General features: G+C 38.4%; 23 protein-coding genes. 3 read left to right on the forward strand and 20 right to left on the reverse strand.

What is annotated here, in order from left to right; genetic code table 11:
• Nucleotides 1–28: 28 nt before the first annotated feature.
• From V7201_RS16100 to V7201_RS16130, 7 genes are all read right to left on the reverse strand, one after another.
• Complete coding sequence (locus tag V7201_RS16100; protein ID WP_335377772.1) at nucleotides 29–526, reverse strand: GNAT family N-acetyltransferase; 498 nt, start codon at nucleotides 524–526, stop codon at nucleotides 29–31.
• A gap of 162 nt (nucleotides 527–688) precedes the next feature.
• A complete protein-coding gene (locus tag V7201_RS16105) occupies nucleotides 689–1,606 on the reverse strand; it encodes a DUF1002 domain-containing protein (RefSeq protein WP_335377773.1) in 918 nt (305 codons plus the stop codon).
• Nucleotides 1,607–1,676: 70 nt separating this feature from the next.
• Nucleotides 1,677–2,027: a VOC family protein gene (locus V7201_RS16110; protein WP_335377774.1), complete on the reverse strand. Its 351-nt coding sequence runs from the start codon at nucleotides 2,025–2,027 to the stop codon at nucleotides 1,677–1,679.
• Between the two features lies 1 nt (nucleotide 2,028).
• Nucleotides 2,029–2,256, reverse strand: coding sequence for a hypothetical protein (locus V7201_RS16115; RefSeq protein WP_335377775.1), 228 nt, complete (start codon nucleotides 2,254–2,256; stop codon nucleotides 2,029–2,031).
• A gap of 150 nt (nucleotides 2,257–2,406) precedes the next feature.
• The gene (locus V7201_RS16120) at nucleotides 2,407–3,150 is read right to left on the reverse strand and encodes a hypothetical protein (RefSeq protein ID WP_335377776.1); all 744 of its coding nucleotides are present in this window, start codon (nucleotides 3,148–3,150) and stop codon (nucleotides 2,407–2,409) included.
• Between the two features lies 1 nt (nucleotide 3,151).
• Entirely contained in the window at nucleotides 3,152–3,856 is a 705-nt protein-coding gene (locus V7201_RS16125; RefSeq protein ID WP_335377777.1) for a hypothetical protein, read from the reverse strand.
• A gap of 63 nt (nucleotides 3,857–3,919) precedes the next feature.
• Nucleotides 3,920–4,489, reverse strand: a complete 570-nt coding sequence (locus V7201_RS16130) for a YdcF family protein (protein ID WP_423410729.1) — start codon at nucleotides 4,487–4,489, stop codon at nucleotides 3,920–3,922.
• Between the two features lie 325 nt (nucleotides 4,490–4,814).
• On the opposite strand from V7201_RS16130, the gene V7201_RS16135 reads away from it, so the two are divergent.
• A complete protein-coding gene (locus V7201_RS16135) occupies nucleotides 4,815–5,336 on the forward strand; it encodes a MerR family transcriptional regulator (protein WP_335377779.1) in 522 nt (173 codons plus the stop codon).
• A gap of 99 nt (nucleotides 5,337–5,435) precedes the next feature.
• Here V7201_RS16135 and V7201_RS16140 read toward each other — a convergent pair whose 3' ends face one another.
• From V7201_RS16140 to V7201_RS16170, 7 genes are all read right to left on the reverse strand, one after another.
• Nucleotides 5,436–5,636, reverse strand: coding sequence for a cold-shock protein (locus V7201_RS16140; RefSeq protein ID WP_023614065.1), 201 nt, complete (start codon nucleotides 5,634–5,636; stop codon nucleotides 5,436–5,438).
• A 127-nt stretch (nucleotides 5,637–5,763) separates the two neighbouring features.
• Nucleotides 5,764–6,792, reverse strand: coding sequence for a potassium channel family protein (locus V7201_RS16145; protein WP_335377780.1), 1,029 nt, complete (start codon nucleotides 6,790–6,792; stop codon nucleotides 5,764–5,766).
• Between the two features lie 12 nt (nucleotides 6,793–6,804).
• On the reverse strand, nucleotides 6,805–8,040 hold the full coding sequence (locus V7201_RS16150; protein ID WP_335377781.1) for a glutathionylspermidine synthase family protein: 1,236 nt from the start codon (nucleotides 8,038–8,040) through the stop codon (nucleotides 6,805–6,807).
• Between the two features lie 11 nt (nucleotides 8,041–8,051).
• A complete protein-coding gene (locus V7201_RS16155; protein WP_335377782.1) occupies nucleotides 8,052–8,516 on the reverse strand; it encodes an RNA helicase in 465 nt (154 codons plus the stop codon).
• An 18-nt stretch (nucleotides 8,517–8,534) separates the two neighbouring features.
• Nucleotides 8,535–8,933 carry a DUF350 domain-containing protein gene (locus V7201_RS16160; protein ID WP_335377783.1) on the reverse strand — a complete coding sequence of 133 codons (399 nt, stop codon included), beginning with the start codon at nucleotides 8,931–8,933 and terminating at the stop codon, nucleotides 8,535–8,537.
• Between the two features lie 15 nt (nucleotides 8,934–8,948).
• Entirely contained in the window at nucleotides 8,949–9,392 is a 444-nt protein-coding gene (locus tag V7201_RS16165; protein WP_335377784.1) for an aminotransferase yhxA, read from the reverse strand.
• Nucleotides 9,393–9,659: 267 nt separating this feature from the next.
• Nucleotides 9,660–9,797, reverse strand: coding sequence for a hypothetical protein (locus V7201_RS16170; RefSeq protein WP_335377785.1), 138 nt, complete (start codon nucleotides 9,795–9,797; stop codon nucleotides 9,660–9,662).
• 96 nt (nucleotides 9,798–9,893) lie between these two features.
• On the opposite strand from V7201_RS16170, the gene V7201_RS16175 reads away from it, so the two are divergent.
• Nucleotides 9,894–10,868 carry a LacI family DNA-binding transcriptional regulator gene (locus V7201_RS16175; protein WP_335377786.1) on the forward strand — a complete coding sequence of 325 codons (975 nt, stop codon included), beginning with the start codon at nucleotides 9,894–9,896 and terminating at the stop codon, nucleotides 10,866–10,868.
• 60 nt (nucleotides 10,869–10,928) lie between these two features.
• Here the strand turns inward: V7201_RS16175 and V7201_RS16180 are convergent, their stop codons facing one another.
• The 6 genes from V7201_RS16180 to V7201_RS16205 all read right to left on the reverse strand — a co-directional run bounded on the left by V7201_RS16180 (nucleotide 10,929) and on the right by V7201_RS16205 (nucleotide 15,744).
• On the reverse strand, nucleotides 10,929–11,498 hold the full coding sequence (locus tag V7201_RS16180; RefSeq protein WP_335377787.1) for an MEDS domain-containing protein: 570 nt from the start codon (nucleotides 11,496–11,498) through the stop codon (nucleotides 10,929–10,931).
• Between the two features lie 265 nt (nucleotides 11,499–11,763).
• Entirely contained in the window at nucleotides 11,764–12,762 is a 999-nt protein-coding gene (locus V7201_RS16185; RefSeq protein WP_335377788.1) for an NAD(P)H-dependent flavin oxidoreductase, read from the reverse strand.
• Nucleotides 12,763–13,152: 390 nt separating this feature from the next.
• The gene (locus tag V7201_RS16190; protein WP_335377789.1) at nucleotides 13,153–13,428 is read right to left on the reverse strand and encodes a phage holin; all 276 of its coding nucleotides are present in this window, start codon (nucleotides 13,426–13,428) and stop codon (nucleotides 13,153–13,155) included.
• Nucleotides 13,429–13,515: 87 nt separating this feature from the next.
• The gene (locus tag V7201_RS16195) at nucleotides 13,516–14,085 is read right to left on the reverse strand and encodes a glycerol-3-phosphate acyltransferase (protein ID WP_335377790.1); all 570 of its coding nucleotides are present in this window, start codon (nucleotides 14,083–14,085) and stop codon (nucleotides 13,516–13,518) included.
• A 134-nt stretch (nucleotides 14,086–14,219) separates the two neighbouring features.
• Complete coding sequence (locus V7201_RS16200; protein WP_335377791.1) at nucleotides 14,220–15,110, reverse strand: aldo/keto reductase; 891 nt, start codon at nucleotides 15,108–15,110, stop codon at nucleotides 14,220–14,222.
• Nucleotides 15,111–15,192: 82 nt separating this feature from the next.
• Nucleotides 15,193–15,744: a short-chain dehydrogenase gene (locus V7201_RS16205; protein WP_335377792.1), complete on the reverse strand. Its 552-nt coding sequence runs from the start codon at nucleotides 15,742–15,744 to the stop codon at nucleotides 15,193–15,195.
• A gap of 468 nt (nucleotides 15,745–16,212) precedes the next feature.
• On the opposite strand from V7201_RS16205, the gene V7201_RS16210 reads away from it, so the two are divergent.
• Nucleotides 16,213–16,713: a hypothetical protein gene (locus V7201_RS16210; RefSeq protein ID WP_335377793.1), complete on the forward strand. Its 501-nt coding sequence runs from the start codon at nucleotides 16,213–16,215 to the stop codon at nucleotides 16,711–16,713.
• The last annotated feature ends 274 nt before the right edge of the window (nucleotides 16,714–16,987 follow it).

Genomic DNA, 16,987 nt, shown 5'->3' on the forward strand with positions numbered 1-16,987 from the left:
GTTCCTCCTGTGCTGGTTTTCTGTGTGTCTATATAAGCTTTGACATATAATTCTCATCAAAATATTTTCCATTTACTAAGAGGGAGTGCCTCTTTGTACCTTCTACTTCGAAACCCATTTTCGTATATAATCTCTTTCCGGCTTCGTTATGGCTCATAACCGTAAGTTCCAGCCTGTGAAGGTTCTGTTCTTTCGCCCAGTTAAATAGTTCTTCAAAAAGACTCGTGCCAATTCCGGTGCCTCTATGTTTTTCAAGGATCCCAATCACGAGATATGCTGTGTGCAGGTTCCGTTTTGCACTCCCTCCCTTGGCAATTAAAAAGCCCTGAAGTTCTTCCCCTTTTTCTGCGACAAATATAGCAGAATTTTTCTCAGCTTGAAAAGCTGTGATCATTTTTTTCTTGCTTTCGGGATTAAAGGCTCTCTCTCCTGGTCCGTAAAGCATATATTCAGATGTATTTTCTACATCCCGAATGAGTTTGGCGAAATTCTCAGCATCCTTTTCCTCCGCTTGTCGAATATTCATTGATTTAAAACTCCCTTTTTCAAATTATGTTAATGTTCTCATTATTGCATTATAAATGAATGCTGAAAATAGAAAAATAAAAAACAGAGGATGAGTCCCCTGTTTTTATTTGAGAGAGAAATAGGCAGTTTTTTCATTAGCATCGAAGATTATGAAATTGGCTTAAGAAAAAATATTTTTAATGCTTTCAAATAACTCCTTAAAGAAATTAGATACGGATTGCAGGAAGCCTTTATCTCCAACTGCTTCCTCGATCCTCTTTTGAATATCGTTTGATAAATCCTCTAACTGGGACTGGACGTTATCAAAATTGATGTTCAGGTCACGCATCTTGTTGAACAGGTCCACAAGCAGCTGCCTGTCTTCTGGACTGAGCTGTATTTGCAGCGTCTTTAATTTTTCATCGATGATTTTCTCGATTTCTTCTTTGGTTGCCGGGTTTTGAGCAGCGATTTCTTTTTTGATCTCAGTCAGGAGTTCACTGACTTTATCCTGATCAAGACCTTCCTTTTTTGCCAAATCTGTTGCAAGGTTTAACTCTTCATTCGCGACCTCAGTACGATCCTTATTTAATGCTGTGCCTTCTCCTTCGTCATATGCTTTGTAAATGCCTACTAATGCTGAATGTCCACTAACCTTAACTGGTGAAGCAACATCCACTACTGCATCCTGGATACCCGCTGTCAATAATGCGTTCGCATACATTTCATCGGTAACTTCCGTAATGTATTCTGGTGTTACCTGGTTGATGATCAGACCTTCGCCTGTATCTTTCCTTGTGATTTTTGCAGAAGAATACATATTGGAATGTTCATCACCTTTTATATAAGTTACAAGGTCCTTACCGGTGACTGTAATTTCTTTAACCTTTGTTGGATCTTTCACACCGAGTAATTCACGTACTTCCGCTTTTTGCTTTTCTGATAAAGCTTCACCATATACAACGATCGGAAGGCCAAATTTTTCGTTAATGCTATCTTCATCATTATCGCTGGAAGCGAAGGCGGGAATGGCAAACCCCAGTGCAAGTGTAAATAAGCTAACAATGGCAGTTAGTTTTATCAGTCGTTTTAATAACATTTATGAATCTCCTTTTATTATGAAATCTAGATCTTTGCTTAATAACATACACTTTGGTTAGGAAAAGAATTTAGCATTTGCAAACCATAATGTGATTGCCATCAGGATCTCTGAAATTAAACCAATGTTCATGCTCAACAGCAGTAGCCAAATCGACTTGTTTGGCACTTAAATATTCATATGCCTCCTGAATGTCAGCTGCGTTTAAATGAAATGCAGGAGTACGAAAAATAGTTTGTTCTGAGTAAATCTTGCTGTCTAATACTATGCCTGTACCCTTCATTGGCAGAACATATAGATGGCCAAATAATATCTCTCCATCATTCGGAAAACCAAGAATATCACAATACCAATCTCTTGCCTTTTCAATGTCGCTGACTGGGATGAAAATGGTTCCTACTTCATTTAAGATCGGTTTCATGCTATGCCCCCTTCTTATTTTCATGTTCCGATTGATATTTTTCAAGTTTATTGACCTTATGCATTAAATTGAATAGCAGAGTAGTAATAAAACTCAGCTGGATAAAAAGAAAAATACCGATAAAAAATGCTGAGTCAATATTCATACCTGAGAAAAGGAAACTAAGTGAATAAAATACAATGATTCCGCCTAATATGTTCGCGATAAAAACAAATAGCCAATTATCCATGATGCCCCACCTTCTTTTACTTTTCAATGAATAATACGAATTTTAACGCATAAAGGTTTCAGCTAAAATAAGAAGGCCCCGAGAATGGAGCCTGTATCTGCTCGATCCTTTTAAAATGGCTGCTAAAATATTTTCTCTATCTCTTTTATTTCAATATAACTCTTCCTTATCTACATATCTCATAAATTCTATAAAGTAATCCCCCGTGCCAAACCCGTTATTATTTTTAGGATACGGCGGATAATCCTCAGAACCATTCTTAGTCATCGATCGCCACCCGAAATAATATTGAGGCGTCTGGAACCAGTCTGAAAAAAGTGTTTTTGTACTCTGACTTTCCATAAGAAGGCGTTCTGCTAAGATATAATCCTGCCATTCCTTCGGTATCTTAATACTTCCATAGGATGGTTTATCTTCTAGATTCTTTTTGAAGTTCATTTCCACTGCCGGCTGGTAGTTTTGTTTTCCATCTGTAACAGAATAACCTCTTTCTTTCATTAAGTAGAATGTCAGGCTTTTCAATTGATTGTCGGGATGAAAATTCCAAATAATATAATTCAATGCAGGATTCTCTGGGTCTATCGTCCAAATTCTCGGAGTGGAACCGGTATCGATACTTACAAATTTCCATTCATGCTGCTTCCATTGCCAAAAACTCGATCCATATCCCTCATCATTCGTGATAAAAGGGGCATAAACATGTTTTTGGTCAAGAAAGATAACGTCCTGTAACTCTTTTATGTCCGCTTCTGGAAAGCTATCCATCATTGCATCGATCGCCTTTTGCTTGTTAGGAAAATTTCCAGGTGGTGAGAGGTAAAACCAGTAACCGAAACAGGCCGCCAAAAAAACCACAACAAATGAAAGGAGAATAAGCTTCTTCTTTTGATACATACTACTTCGCCTCCTTTAATATGGGGGCAGCCAAACGGAAATAGAATTGTTCTTGTCCATGGGAAATTAAAATTCCCTTACCATTCTGTTCTAAAAATATAGTCGAAATGATTCCGCTTCCCAGTTTAGGTGTGACACCTGCAAGCTGATACGGGAATCGTTCGTCTATTTTGGTTTCATGTTCTACATTGACATAGGTTTCATAATACCATTTCTCACTATAGACAGGTTTCCTGGTTGCTTCTTTTAACTGTGAAAACAGTGCTTCCTGATCAAGACTAACATTTTGGCCGGAAGGGTGTGTCTTAGTGATCGATGAATCTTGTAAATCGGAAATATAGGTGGATATTTCGTCTTTCGGATAAATCCAGCCATGGATAAAAATAATCAACAAACTCATTATGAGAAAAAAGTAATTCACAATAAATCCAATCCAGGCATATTGACGGTATCTTCTCCAGCTCATGCCCTCGTTCCTTCTTGAGTAAATCCAATATAAGATCCAGGCACCAAGCGGCAGGATAGCTAATTTCACCTGCTGTTCCATAACTGGGATATTAATAGAAACAGAGAATAAACCTACCAAAACAACAATGAGCACTTTCCATATTTTTGGTTTCATTTCCTGCTTTTTATAAACTCTCCCAATCATGATGAAAAGGGCAAGCCAAGTTACAACATTCATGATGATGGCTATAGCATTCATCTATTCACCTCATTTAGTTGAAATCGATTCACACTTGCATAGGGCAGTATAGCGTTGTGTTTTCTATAATAAGGTCTTGAGATAATACTTTGTTAAGGCAAGGTATTCACGAATATAAGATTTTACTACTGCCTGTATTGGAGTTTTGGCAGGAAGGCCGCTTAAATCAAGACCTTCATTTGCAGCAATCATTTTAGCCCTGAAAATGTGGAAATCATTTGTCACTAACAATCCTGACTTCGCACCTTCAGGGATGAGTTTTTTTGAAAAGCCGATATTTTCGTATGTGTCGGTCGACTGGTCCTCTAATATGATTCTGGATTCATCGATACCGTGAGCAACTAATTCTTTTTTTATAGCTTCAGCCTCAGAAATTTCTTCCCCACGCCCTTTGCCGCCAGATGCAATGGCAATGGTGTTTTTATTCTCTTTTAAATACTCAGCGGCACTGTCAATCCTTTCCTGAAGTGCCAATGAGGGAACCGTCCCCTTCACACGGGCACCAAGCACAATAATATAATCTGCATTTTGAGGCGCCTCCATTTTTCCATGATGAATGATCTTAATATGCAAAAATCCAACATATATAAGTCCGAAAATAACTGTAATGATTACTGGCTTGCTTATTAACATCCGGAATTTCATATTTATCTCACCCTTTACCTTCTTTATAACAATATTACCATCGTTTACCAGAAAAAGTTTCGCAATTTTCATATAAAATTTTTCGATGAAATCAATATGATCCATAAACTTGCTTGCGAATGTACAGGATTCGATAAATCATCCCCTTATCGCTATTTATCATTTCATGCATTTATTAAATTTGTTTCCAGACAGCTGACGGGAAAATCCTGTTATAAATACACTTTCTTTGCCGAATAAAAACTAGTTTTGTCACCTGTACAGGATAAAAGAAATCAGCATCGAAACCTTTTAATAACAAGGAGGGATCAGGATGAATACTAGCGCAGTAGCAAAGATGCTTGGAGTTTCACCGAGTACCATTCAGCGGTGGGTAAAGCAGGCGAACCTTCAGATGGAACGGACTGAATTAGGGCATTATCAATTTTCAGAGGTAAGCATAGAGGTACTTAAGGATATTCAGGAGCAGCTGAACAATGGGGTATTGTTGCAGGATTTAAAGTTGAAAGGAAAAAAGCCGCGAAAAGCGACAGTAGCTCTACCTCAAACTGATGCTGGAGTTGAAATGCTTTTGCAGAGGATGGATTACCTTGAAAACAAGTTAAACGGTAAAGCGGATGATGTGGTTTCCTATCAGATACTGCAGCATAGACGGGAACTTGAAGATATGCACACTGAGATCGCCAGATTGAACGAGATAATCGGATATTTGCAGCAGACAGCAGCACATCGAGAAGAACCAGCCAAGGAAGAAAATAAGGCGTTATTTTCTCCAGTATCCTCATTTAGAAAATTAAAAAAGCGGAGTTTTATTAGTTCCTTTTTTGGACTATAGTTGGGACACATCCACGATGTGTTCTTTTTTTCTTGATAAAGAATTTTGACATCAAAAAAAACAGACTCCGCATTGTGAGTCTGTTTTAAGTATCCTTAGTTAGGCTTTCTGTACGTTTGTCGCTTGTGGGCCACGCTGACCTTGTTCAACTTCAAAAGTAACTTCTTGACCTTCATCTAAAGATTTGTAGCCTTCGCCCTGGATAGCTGAGAAGTGTACGAATACATCCTCGCCGCCTTCACGCTCAATGAATCCAAAGCCTTTTTCACTGTTAAACCATTTTACCTTACCACGTTCCACAATTGTTGCCTCCTAGCCTTTTAAAAAAATTGCAATTTAACCTTGCGTGATTATTATATCCTTATGAATGTTTTTTAAACTTAAAAAGGGATATTTTTTACATTTTCATTAAAATAAGAATAATGGCCTACATGTTAATTTTGTTATACGTCTCTTCATTACAAATAACAAACATTTTTGTCCCATCCGGAATATGTTCGTTATGCTTCCTTGCTACATCGAGAGCGTGGCCATCTGAAATGAGTGTGGCTCCTAAATCAAAGAGTTCCATAGCAGCTTCCTTATACGTATTCCAATGAGGTTTTTTAACGATTTCGTATAAATTTTCTCCCTCTGTGTTGCTGAGTAATTGTTTGAAAAGCCTGCTTGATCCAGGGAAAATCGCAGCATGTGCCATCAGTTTAGAAACGGATTCATTAGATAAGATGAATTCATCAACGTTTGCATGCTCGAATAAAGCGATATGTTTTTCTTTCATAATTTCAGCAATTGTATATAAATTTTTATGATAATGCTTAGAAATATGTTCAACTCTTGAAGCAATCAATAGTGTCTTTCCATCTGCGTATTCAGGCAAATCAATTCGATCGTCTGTAAAAACTGCAACGGATTTCGATTCAAGGATATTAGCCTGCATCAATACCTCTTCCTCAGCGGGATTTCCGCTTACAAAATGGACACGTTCGTGCTGTACAGGTGACTCATTACTATGGTCAACGATTACAATATCACACTTTTTGTTAGAATTAAGTATTTCATCGACGACATTTGACAACTTATCCCGTGAGGACCCAATGAGAATATAATGCCCATTCCCTTTATAAGCCAATTTTCCTTCCTCCTTCATTTTTTTATATAAGGTTAAACTTTCGAAAATTTTTCCGATAATGACGCCCATTGCTCCTATGCCAATTGTATAAAGAAGCAGCATTGTAAAAATCCTGCCTAAATCACTGCTAGGTGAAAAATCCCCATAACCCACGGTGACAACGGTAGTCATTGTCCACCATAAGGCATCCATGAACCTTGGAAAGGTTTCAGGTTCTAGTGTCTTGATGATCAGACTGCTTAAAAAAATAACCATAAGTGCCATCAAGACAATTTTCCAAAGGCTGATTTTCATTAATTTAGAAAAAAACTTTTGCAATATCCACATCTGTGCTCCCCCTTACTCTCTGGACAGCCCTGCTGGCAAATAAAAGGATAGATTATTGGTTATTTCTCCGCCGACACGAAAACCGATTGCAGATGGCTTGCCACTTATTAAGAAGCTGCCAATAAGCTGATGTCCATTTCGTTTTCCTTTTTCGCTTAGATAACAGGTTTGAGGCAGTTCTACAAACCTTTGGAAAATAGATGGTACATCTGTATAAGTCTTATGATCTTCTTCAGCTAGCAGATTGCCAGAGGGACCGAAAATTTGGACTGTATCTCCTTCCCTGCCGAAAATCGGTTTTTTTACATAAGGTACTTTTTTACCAATGAAAGGATCAGGCTCTAAGTAAGTTGGCAGAAAATACTTTTGAATCCAGCTATGTTCTTCCTCAGTGAAAAAATCATCGCTGATTTCATGGAGTCCCCAAATCACTGCTTGGACTGCTTTGTTTTGGAGGAGAAAAGCTGACGGTGGATTGATGATTGCTAGCTTATTTTCGAGAACAAGCTGAAGCAGCCATTGGCCAATTTTATTACCTGAGCCGTCCTCGTCTACAATCAAGCTTTCGATTGGGAAGGTTTGGCGATAAAGAATATTTATTTTCCTTCCATTTTCATCATAAAGCCCTCTGCCAGGTACAATTCTTAACTTATGTAAAGGAATGAATTTTGCAGGAAGACTATACAGCTCCATAAGATATAATACAGTGTTTTTATCTTCTATATTTTCCTCATGTGCTGTGAAAACCACATAAGGTTCCTCCTCTTTAAGCCATTTTGCTGATTCCGCGACACTTTTTCGAACAGCTTTACCTAATTGTTCGGCCATACCCTCATTGGGATCTTCTAGCTTAAACTTTTTTGCAGCAAGACCATTTACATAAAATAATTCCTTTATGAAGGTAGGAGTATCTGAATTAATTTCTATGCATTTGTATGAATCACCGTTCTTGACCAGATCGAGCCTGGCGATTACGCTTTCAAATGGAATGGTTTTAAGCCTGATGAAATCAAAGGTTTCCCTTGGAAAACCTAAATCAATAAAAGTTTGAACATCCACATTTCTTAACAGCTCTGCGGCTTTGAAATAAATCTTGCCTACCCTAAGTGTACAAAGCCTGATCTCTCGAAGATCAGGCTCGTCAATGACTGATATATCAAAAAGAGCATATTCTTCTCCGTATAAATCAGCCCAGAAATTATTTATTTGTTTATAAAAATTGCTGCGTTCCTTTTTATAGCTTTCCATGGAATGCCCTCCTATTCCATGCTGTTATCGTCAAGGTCTTTTACATAAAGCACATATACTCCGCGGTCCTCATCGATTTCTGTAGAGGTAACGGCCTTTTGGCCATATCCAGGAACATCTGTAACATCTTTGAGGAGATACCTGATTACGTCTAGGTGCGTTTTACAAGCTACTGCCGTCAGCAGCTTGTAATTTTCACTTTCTTTAGATAGCCGGAATTCCACATGAATTCCCTGCCCGCGGTACGCTTTCTCATCTATGACAGGGTTATTCCTCCCACGATCCTCAAGCACAAGAATGTCTTCATCCCCATCCATTTCATTGGAAATGAGCTCATACTGGCTGCCTTTTATAATAAAATAAGTACAAAGCTGGCGGGAATATAACTCATCAATTCCTACATTTGATAGGGAATATTCATAAAATGGCTCATAATCACCTTTCCCGTTATGGATAAAATAGGTAAGCTTTTTCATTGTAATTGAACCTTCTTTCTAATATGAGAGGCTTTTTGCGACAATCCAGCCAACTGCCAATGATAATGAGAACAAGATGACACCTACTGAACGGTTATCTTCCTCAATCGCTTTTTGAAGACTGTAACGAACAGTCACTAATTCAGCAACAAAGAAGACAATGATTTGAGTGAAAATTCCAATCGAGCCCCAAATTGCCATATCCAACAGTGAAATAGAATACTCCGCTGCTGCGCCTAATACTATTGCAAGTCCTAGCATTTTCCCGCCGAGTGACAAAGCTGCAGTAACATTTCTCTGGCCGATTAACGCAAATTCCTTGATTTTTGGAGTGGCAAGCACGAACAAGCCTACACCGGCTGATAATAAAAGCAATCCTAAGCCTAAATAGGCTGCAAAATTTAAATAAAGATTCATGTTAAGCCTCTCCTTTTAACCGCCAGTCGTGCTTCTTGATCCGCTTCCGAATCCAGAGCTTCCCCTTGGCGAAGTGTTTTTATAATTGCTGTCAAGTCTTGCGCCTTTAAAGGTTGAACTTTTTTTATATTTCATGTAATCATTGCTTTTATATAGCAAGGAACGGTTTGCAAAGAACATTCCGCCAAAAAAATAATGTCCAAAATACGGTGATCTGGAATCATCACATTCCCATACACCATCTTCTTCATCCCACTCCCAGTCAGAACAATTAGTTCCCTCTGGTACAGGCGGTATATCCTGGCTGTCATCCGTGCTCCAGTCTTGATCATCAGATGCTGATTCATCCGGCTCCCATTCCCGGTCTGGGGCGGTTTGCTGATTGTTATTGCAGCCTACAAGTCCCATCATAAGTGCGGTTGCCGATATCCCAGCCATTACCTTCTTCGTTTTGCTCATTTTTTTCACCTCTTTCAATTTGACTTTAGTATTTACGGAAGCTGCAGGAAAAAGTTTCAAATATATTGAATTACGTAACTTGCCCCCTTTCATAATATTCTTCTCCTTTTAAACTTTTCCTCTTCTTGATTTTATTTGGAAGAGAAACATGCTACCGAGATTACTCTCTAAAATTTCGGGTTAGATGATCCTGGGTTAATTTTTTTTGCGATGGTTTCAATTGAAAAAACGCTGCCAGAAAAATAGCAGCGTTCTTCTACTGGGTCATTATCTTTTATTTGCTGGTGGTAAATCATAAAATTCATCGAAACTAAATTTTTCATTTTTGCCATTTCCTAAGGCGATTTTTGCTAAAATAATCTCTAATAAACATAAACTGGCAAGCATTGTTAAACCTGAAAGCATGGTAAATCACTCCTTTTCATTACTTAAGAGCAACTTTAATCTGTGGAACGCGTTTCAGGTCAAGAAATTTATATAAATTGAGTGAGGTTTTTGGAAATGGCTAATATCCGAGAAATAGCGCGACTTGCGGGAGTATCCGTTACGACGGTCTCCAGGGTGCTTAATAACCATCCGTATGTAAGTCCAGTAAAGAGAGAAGTTGTCTTGAGAACAATTGATAAATTGGGTTATAGCCGCAACTTGAATGCTGTACACTTATCTCAAGGGAAAACAAATATGGTCGGCATCGTGATGCCTACGATTAACCATCCTTATTTCTCCGGGCTTCTTGAAGGGATTGCCGTGGAAGCTAAGAAGCATAACGTCCAGCTGGTGCTTTTTCAAACGGATTATAAACGTGATAAAGAGTTGGACGCATTAGAACAATTGCGTGGCGGACTGATTGATGGCATCATATTTTGCTCACGGGCCATTCCGTTTGATTCCTTATTACACTATAAAGATAGTGGGCCAATCATTCTATGTGAAGATGCTGACCAGCAGGACTTCCCTTCCGTGTCGATCGAGCATGTAAAAGCCTTTAATCTTGGCTTGGATTATCTGATTTCAAAAGGGCATCGGAAAGTGGCCATATGTCTCGGCAGATTAGAAGGAACAAACAGTCAGAAACGAATAGCTGCGTATAAAAATAAACTTAAGCAATTAGGCGAGATGCTTCGCAGTGATTGGATTCTGGGTCAGTGTTTGCGGATAGAAGATGGAAATAAAGTGATTGCGAAGTATAATGAGTGGGATGAAAAACCAACTGCTTTCCTCGTTGGGAATGATCAGGTTGCTGCAGGTGTAATCTCAGAAGCAAATAAGATTGGCCTCAAAGTTCCAGACGACATTGCGGTATTGAGTTTTGATAACCATCCAGTATCGAAAATCCTGAATATCACAACAATTGAAATTCCTGCGAAGCAGCTGGGCATTGCTGCTTTCAATGCATTTATCGAAAAATCCAACCATTTAAATTTCGCTGATAAAATAGTGCTTCCGTTCCATTTGATAGAACGGAAGTCAGTTTAATGTGTTCAAATAAGAAAAAGAGCATCTGCATTAGATGCTCTACACTAATTTTGATCGTCATTATGTTATTGCTTTGTTTCTGTTTATTATGCTAATGGAATCATCCGTCATATAATAGTCATGGCAATCAATCAGGATATCTTTCAAGGTCTGTGGGACTCGGTTAGCATCATAAGCGCAGATGGTTGTGAAATCCGTTTCCTGCAGCATTTGATCTGCCTCTTGCTCATACTCCCCAAGAGTGTGGAAGATCTCTTCTTGATCTCTCCATTCAACATGTGCCCAGGTCTTGATAGGCAGTTTCTTTTCCAGGTAGGGTGCAATCATGTCTTTTAGATATTTTAAAATCGTTTCTTTATGAAAGTTACTGCGGTAGCAATAAAAGTCATAATTATTGATTGTATGGATCATGCCTATTTGCTCTTCATTAAATTGTTCGTTGATTTTTTCCTGAATGATTGGCATGAACCGATCATTTTCAATAATCATTACATGATTCCCTAACTGTAGGGAAGACGTGACAAATGCCATCACATTATTAACATAACGATTCTGATTCTGAAAATAATAAAATATATGTGCACCGGTCGAGTTAACTTCATTGATAAGGCCCTGAATATCTTTTTGCATTGTTATCAGTCTCCTTTTGAATCCAAGGAAAACAAACAATGAATTCGAAAATTAAATATTAATCTTCATTGTATCATGGATACTCTTTTTTATCGATTTATGTTGTTTCCATTTTGAATAACAGAGAATGATGTTATATATACGCTGACCTAAAACAATCTCCTAATGATTTATTCCTTTTTTTCTTTAATTGCACTTTAACAAATTCTATGCATCAACAAAAATAAAAAATCATCGGACACATAAGCATCCGATGAGAGCACTTCTATTTTATTGGAATAGGATTCAATTTATTCGCATTGTTGTTTAATTTATTTAGGGCTTCCTTATATTCTATTTCCAATTGCTCAATAATTTCGCCAGCTGACTCGATTTTATGAATGGCTCCTACACCCTGTCCGGCTGACCATATGTCTTTCCATGCTTTTGCGTTGGTTTCCTTTTGCATCGCATCAAAATCAACTTTGTCTTTTTTCGCTAGCTTATCTGGATCCAGACCCGCCTTTATAATACTTGGCTTTAGCATATTTGCTTTTACCCCGGAGAAGGCATCAGTCAATATTAAATCTTCCTGGGTGGAGTCAACTAGCATATTCCGGTACTCCTCATTTGCCATGCTTTCAGTGGCAACGATGAATCTTGTTCCCATATAAGAGAGATCTGCGCCTGCAGCCTGAGCCGCTAAAATTCCTCTTCCGGTTGAAATCGAACCTGCCAAGACTATGATCCCATCCCAGAATGTCCGGACAGAATCTACAAATGCGAAGCTGTTCAGTTCACCGGCATGTCCGCCTGCCCCGCTCGCAACTAAAATAAGACCATCTACTCCTGTTTCTGCCGCCTTCCTTGCAAATTTTACATCGCTGACATCAGAAAATACGAGCCCGCCATATTCGTGCACGATTTCCACTACTCTTTTGGGGCTGCCTAAAGATGTTATGACGAGTTGCGGCTTATGTTTTTTCAACAATTCCAATTCATCTTCAAGCCGGCTATAAGAGCTATGTACGACCATATTCATTGCCCAGGGAGCGACCTTCCTGTCAGGCTCCTTTTCCCTTAACTCTTCCAAATCAGAATTCAGTCTGCTCATCCATTCATCAAGTACTTCTATAGGCCGGGCATTAGGCGCTGGAAATGATCCAATCACTCCATTTTTGCAGCAAGCGCTTACAAGGTGTGGCCCTGAAACAAGAAACATCGGCGCAGCGATAGCAGGTAGCTTTAGTTGGTTCCACCAGTTTTCCGGAATAGCTTTTTTCATTTATTCATCTCCCTAAATTCATTTCTAAATTTTCTGAATATCTAACTTAATCTTAATTTATTCAAGCCTAAATTTCAATAATGATGCCAGGCAAATTATATTAAAAAAGAATCCTTCAACTTAATGAGAAGAATCCTTACTGTATTTCTGCTTCAGTTGTTGAGCTCTTGACATAAAATCTGACAATCTTGAACTCTTCGATTCTGTTGGATTTCTTAAATATCTGCGCCAAAAAAATTGGCTCAACTCTTCTATTAATAAAAAAGCAGCAAGTACAATGACCAAGAGTATAATCCAGTTCCACATATTCAGGCTCCTTTCGGATTGGATAATTTATCCTATTCTCCCTTTTACCTCAACATGTGTATGCGATAAACATTTTGCATATATTTAATTCGGATTTTTATAAGTCATTGCCCGTTCGCTGTCCTTTAACCCTTTTGTAGTGGGGTCTTGAACAATTCCAAGCAATGAGAGAATGATGAAAATACCATTTACCAACATCAATACATTGTTTTGAACTTGGTCCGATAAGCTATATGAAGTCCAGCCCAGCAATTTCATTCCTTCTAAAACCATTTGGGTCACAATCATAATTTGAGATACAAAGGCGATTACCCAGGTTTTGTTCCTCAGCCTTACGCTCCAGTTAATCAAAATAACCAATCCTTCCATCCTTAAAATATCTGTTTGTTTCACTATATGCAGACAAGTCGAATGGTTGTCAGCGTATGTACTGCCTCTGATCGGAAATTATTTAGTTTTGTTATCTATTCTTACTTTAATATCGTCCAGATGTACGTACAATATTATTAAAACTATTATTGCTGACATGAGAAAAATGCCCCAGCTGCTTTCAAGTAAAAATAAAGTGATAGGAATAAGAATGAACGCCCCTAAGCCTGCAAAAGTAAAGCTTTTCACTAAAGGATACAACAATAGAAATCCAGCAATAAGAACGATTGCTATTAATGGTTCAAAGGCAAGCATCCCGCCAATAAATGTAGAAATTCCCATGCCGCCTTTAAACTTTAGCGTAATTGGCTTGATATGACCTAAAAGAGCAAATCCTAACCCTGCAAGGATCATTTCATCTGTAAAACCAAAGTATCTGCCTGCAAGGATCACAACTGCTCCTTTTAAGGCATCTCCCAGGAAAGTTAGCACAAAAGACATCTTGCCATGAACACGTCCTGCATTCCTGGCACCAACATTTCCGCTTCCCTCCACTCTGATATCTTTTTTGCCAAGGACCTTTACAACAAAGAATCCTGCCATCAAGCTGCCAATCAAATAAGCAAGGAGAAAATATATTATCAACATACATCTGCACAACCTGTCCAATTAAATTATTTAAGGTTTATTCGCCAATGAATGAATTAATTCCTTTAATTACGAACTCTTTTGACCTCCTGTCAGCAAAAAAATCCCGGCCTGAGGTTTAGGCCGGGAATTTATTAATTCTTTCCAATCTTGATTGCTTTAGCCAGTAATTCTTTGTCAAAATCCTTTTCAAGCAGTTCAATATTCTTTCTAAAATGGTCAAGGTTTTTCGTTCCGATTAAAATGGAGCTAATGCCTTTGTTTTCATACAGGAAATTTAATGCAAGCGTTGAGAGAAGGTCTCCATCATTATCTACAAGTTCAAGCAATTGCTCAAGCTTAGCAGGTTTGAACTCTGCCTGTAATGCTCTGGATGTCAGCAGCCCTCTTCCCAGTCCAGTCCGGATTAAGACTCCAAGTCCTTTTTCTTCACAAAGCTTGATGTTAGCTTCATTTTCCTGGTTCAATAAGTGATATTCCATCTGCATAACATCAAAATCCCCAGATAAGATGCATTGCTTTGCGAGTTCGCCATCAATCGAGGCTCCAAGATAGCGGATTTTCCCTTCTTTTTGTGCATCCTTCATCGCTCTGACCGTCTCTCCATCAGCAATCACTTTTTCAGGTTCTGGTCCAAAGTGGATTTGCATTAAGTCAATGACATCCGTTTTCAACAAGGTTAAACTTCGATCAATAGAATCCTTGATTGCCTTATAAGAAAAATCATAGAAGGTAGAAGGTTCATCATTATGTTCACCGCATTTGGAAGCTAAAATAAATTCAGTGCGCCTGTTAGAAATCGAATTGCCAATCCGCTCCTCGCTCCGGTGGTAAGCACTGGCTGTATCGACAAGGTTGATGCCAAGATCGAGCACAGAATTCAAAACGATACCAGCTTCTTTTTCATCCGGCCGCTCTTTATCCACCAATCCCCAGTCTCTTCCAATTGATAATGCTCCAAATCCAATGAATGTTACGTCCTCATCCATGGTTTGAATCTTACGTTTTTCATACGCTTTTTTCATTGGGTATCACTCCATTATGTATGTCATTGTTCGTTTGAATAGATTATAACAAATCCCAACTAATATCCCTAACAAGATGCTATCACGATAATGGCCGTTTTTCTGATGGCTCGACCATACCTACTATTTTAACTGAGTCGCAGTTAAGGATTCCCTCTATCACACCAGAAGAAATCTCCTCATTTGTTAACCATCTTGACTGATTTCCTTCTATTTTAAATCCGAGTTGCACTTGTCGATAAATACAATCATCAGGAATGGGCAGCTTTTTTTTAGTCTCAGAAAGATTCCTGCCACTCCCTAGAATGTGTATTAATTCCCATGTATGCCCTGGAACTGTGTTTAATTGAATCGTGGTTTCGAGAGCCTTTTCTGCGTCTGTGCGCACCCATGCCACGATTAAATCGAACATGCCATTTTTCTCTATGCTCATGGCAACTCTTTTTTCTAGCTCCCAAATATTTCGATAATCTACACTTATCGGTATAAAATCCGAAGGGCTCGATTTTTCTTCTAATCTTTGCAAACGATTTGGATTCCGACCAATTACTGATACCTTATACCCTTGATCCAATAGCCATAAAGAGACAGGTGCAAGCATCCCAGTTCCGCCAATCACTAGTGCATGTTTCATTTTTATATAACTCTCCCTTCAATAATCTAAAAAAGCTCACTAAGAATGTATATTGTGAAAAAAACACTGTTATTTATATAGATTACTTTAATAATATTAAACAGTGAGTACTATAAAGTATAATGCTAACAAAGTAATAGCGAATGCTATCACAAGCCTATCCTATAGATTTTACACTTAGGAGTCCTCTTTTTGATTCGGTAGTAACTTAAGCGGCAAATCTGTTCCTTCTAGACATGATCCCCTGCTAATAAGGCAAATGAAATGCATTTTAATGCCCAGTGATTGACTTCATCTCCTCCTAAGCTCACTTTATTCACTATAGGATTTCTATTTACTTTTTCTTCCTAAAAAAACAAAATTTTCTTCAATTATTATATAATATCATTAATACAATTCTTTTTTAAAACAAGAAAAGGTACTTGTTAGTAATTTAAATAAGCTTTTATTTCACGAGGCAGGTGTAAAATGGATAAGAATATACTCTATTTTAAAGATAATTTTTTCTCTGCAGGCAGAACGGAAATCTATAATGAAGTGAAGGAAATTGTCGGTGAACTCGACTTAAGGAGTGCGTTCAGTTCGGGAATAGACGTACTGGATTCTAAAGGAAAATTGATAATTAGCGGGAAATTTCCGATGTTGGGTATTAAATGGAGGGTATACGACAGTCAGGAAAACGAATTGGGTTCTCTGGGTTCTAAGTTCTCCCTTTTTTCGAAGAAATTTGAATATGATGCAAACGGCCGCGGTGTTTTTACGATCACCTCTGAGGCTTTTTCGAATGAATATGAGGTTTTAGAGGGTGACATCTCCGTCGCAAGTTTTGAAAAAATTAGCGGCTTTTTTGCTTCCCCCGCCTATCAGCTGAAAAACGATACAGATATATTATCAAATGAGGAACTGATTGCTGTCGTCATGGGTGTGAATGCCATTCAAAAGCGGCAGAGAAACAATGCAGGCAGCTGATTAAGAATGAAGAAAAGATATTAGATATATAAATTTACATGTATAGAAAAAAGGAGCCAGATTAAAGGCTCATTCCAGCTTGTCGACAAAGATACAGATTACAAATCAGTTATTGAAAACCTGTTGATTGGAGTGGAAGGCGCGTAGACTCCTCGAAAATGCTAACGCATTTTCTTCGTGCGTGGGTCCATTCGAGGAAGCTATTCAGTGTCCTGCGGGCGCAGCTTGACAGATGAGACCCCGCAGGAGCAAAGCGACGAGGAGGCTCAGCGCC

It is taken from the genome of Bacillus sp. JJ1122 (assembly GCF_036964885.1).
GTDB lineage: Bacteria > Bacillota > Bacilli > Bacillales > Cytobacillaceae > Mesobacillus.

Bases quoted from the DNA above. Each gene is read 5' to 3' on its own strand.
- V7201_RS16170 (WP_335377785.1), bottom strand. From the start codon at position 9,797: ATGCTTTCAGGTTTAACAATGCTTGCCAGTTTATGTTTATTAGAGATT.
- V7201_RS16180 (WP_335377787.1), bottom strand. From the start codon at position 11,498: ATGCAAAAAGATATTCAGGGCCTTATCAATGAAGTTAACTCGACCGGT.
- V7201_RS16150 (WP_335377781.1), bottom strand. From the start codon at position 8,040: ATGGAAAGCTATAAAAAGGAACGCAGCAATTTTTATAAACAAATAAAT.
- V7201_RS16175 (WP_335377786.1), top strand. From the start codon at position 9,894: ATGGCTAATATCCGAGAAATAGCGCGACTTGCGGGAGTATCCGTTACG.
- V7201_RS16160 (WP_335377783.1), bottom strand. From the start codon at position 8,933: ATGAATCTTTATTTAAATTTTGCAGCCTATTTAGGCTTAGGATTGCTT.
- V7201_RS16200 (WP_335377791.1), bottom strand. From the start codon at position 15,110: ATGAAAAAAGCGTATGAAAAACGTAAGATTCAAACCATGGATGAGGAC.
- V7201_RS16120 (WP_335377776.1), bottom strand. From the start codon at position 3,150: ATGTATCAAAAGAAGAAGCTTATTCTCCTTTCATTTGTTGTGGTTTTT.
- V7201_RS16185 (WP_335377788.1), bottom strand. From the start codon at position 12,762: ATGAAAAAAGCTATTCCGGAAAACTGGTGGAACCAACTAAAGCTACCT.
- V7201_RS16130 (WP_423410729.1), bottom strand. From the start codon at position 4,489: ATGTTAATAAGCAAGCCAGTAATCATTACAGTTATTTTCGGACTTATA.
- V7201_RS16110 (WP_335377774.1), bottom strand. From the start codon at position 2,027: ATGAAACCGATCTTAAATGAAGTAGGAACCATTTTCATCCCAGTCAGC.
- V7201_RS16145 (WP_335377780.1), bottom strand. From the start codon at position 6,792: ATGTGGATATTGCAAAAGTTTTTTTCTAAATTAATGAAAATCAGCCTT.
- V7201_RS16115 (WP_335377775.1), bottom strand. From the start codon at position 2,256: ATGGATAATTGGCTATTTGTTTTTATCGCGAACATATTAGGCGGAATC.
- V7201_RS16195 (WP_335377790.1), bottom strand. From the start codon at position 14,085: ATGTTGATAATATATTTTCTCCTTGCTTATTTGATTGGCAGCTTGATG.
- V7201_RS16155 (WP_335377782.1), bottom strand. From the start codon at position 8,516: ATGAAAAAGCTTACCTATTTTATCCATAACGGGAAAGGTGATTATGAG.
- V7201_RS16105 (WP_335377773.1), bottom strand. From the start codon at position 1,606: ATGTTATTAAAACGACTGATAAAACTAACTGCCATTGTTAGCTTATTT.
- V7201_RS16205 (WP_335377792.1), bottom strand. From the start codon at position 15,744: ATGAAACATGCACTAGTGATTGGCGGAACTGGGATGCTTGCACCTGTC.
- V7201_RS16125 (WP_335377777.1), bottom strand. From the start codon at position 3,856: ATGAATGCTATAGCCATCATCATGAATGTTGTAACTTGGCTTGCCCTT.
- V7201_RS16165 (WP_335377784.1), bottom strand. From the start codon at position 9,392: ATGAGCAAAACGAAGAAGGTAATGGCTGGGATATCGGCAACCGCACTT.
- V7201_RS16210 (WP_335377793.1), top strand. From the start codon at position 16,213: ATGGATAAGAATATACTCTATTTTAAAGATAATTTTTTCTCTGCAGGC.
- V7201_RS16100 (WP_335377772.1), bottom strand. From the start codon at position 526: ATGAATATTCGACAAGCGGAGGAAAAGGATGCTGAGAATTTCGCCAAA.
- V7201_RS16135 (WP_335377779.1), top strand. From the start codon at position 4,815: ATGAATACTAGCGCAGTAGCAAAGATGCTTGGAGTTTCACCGAGTACC.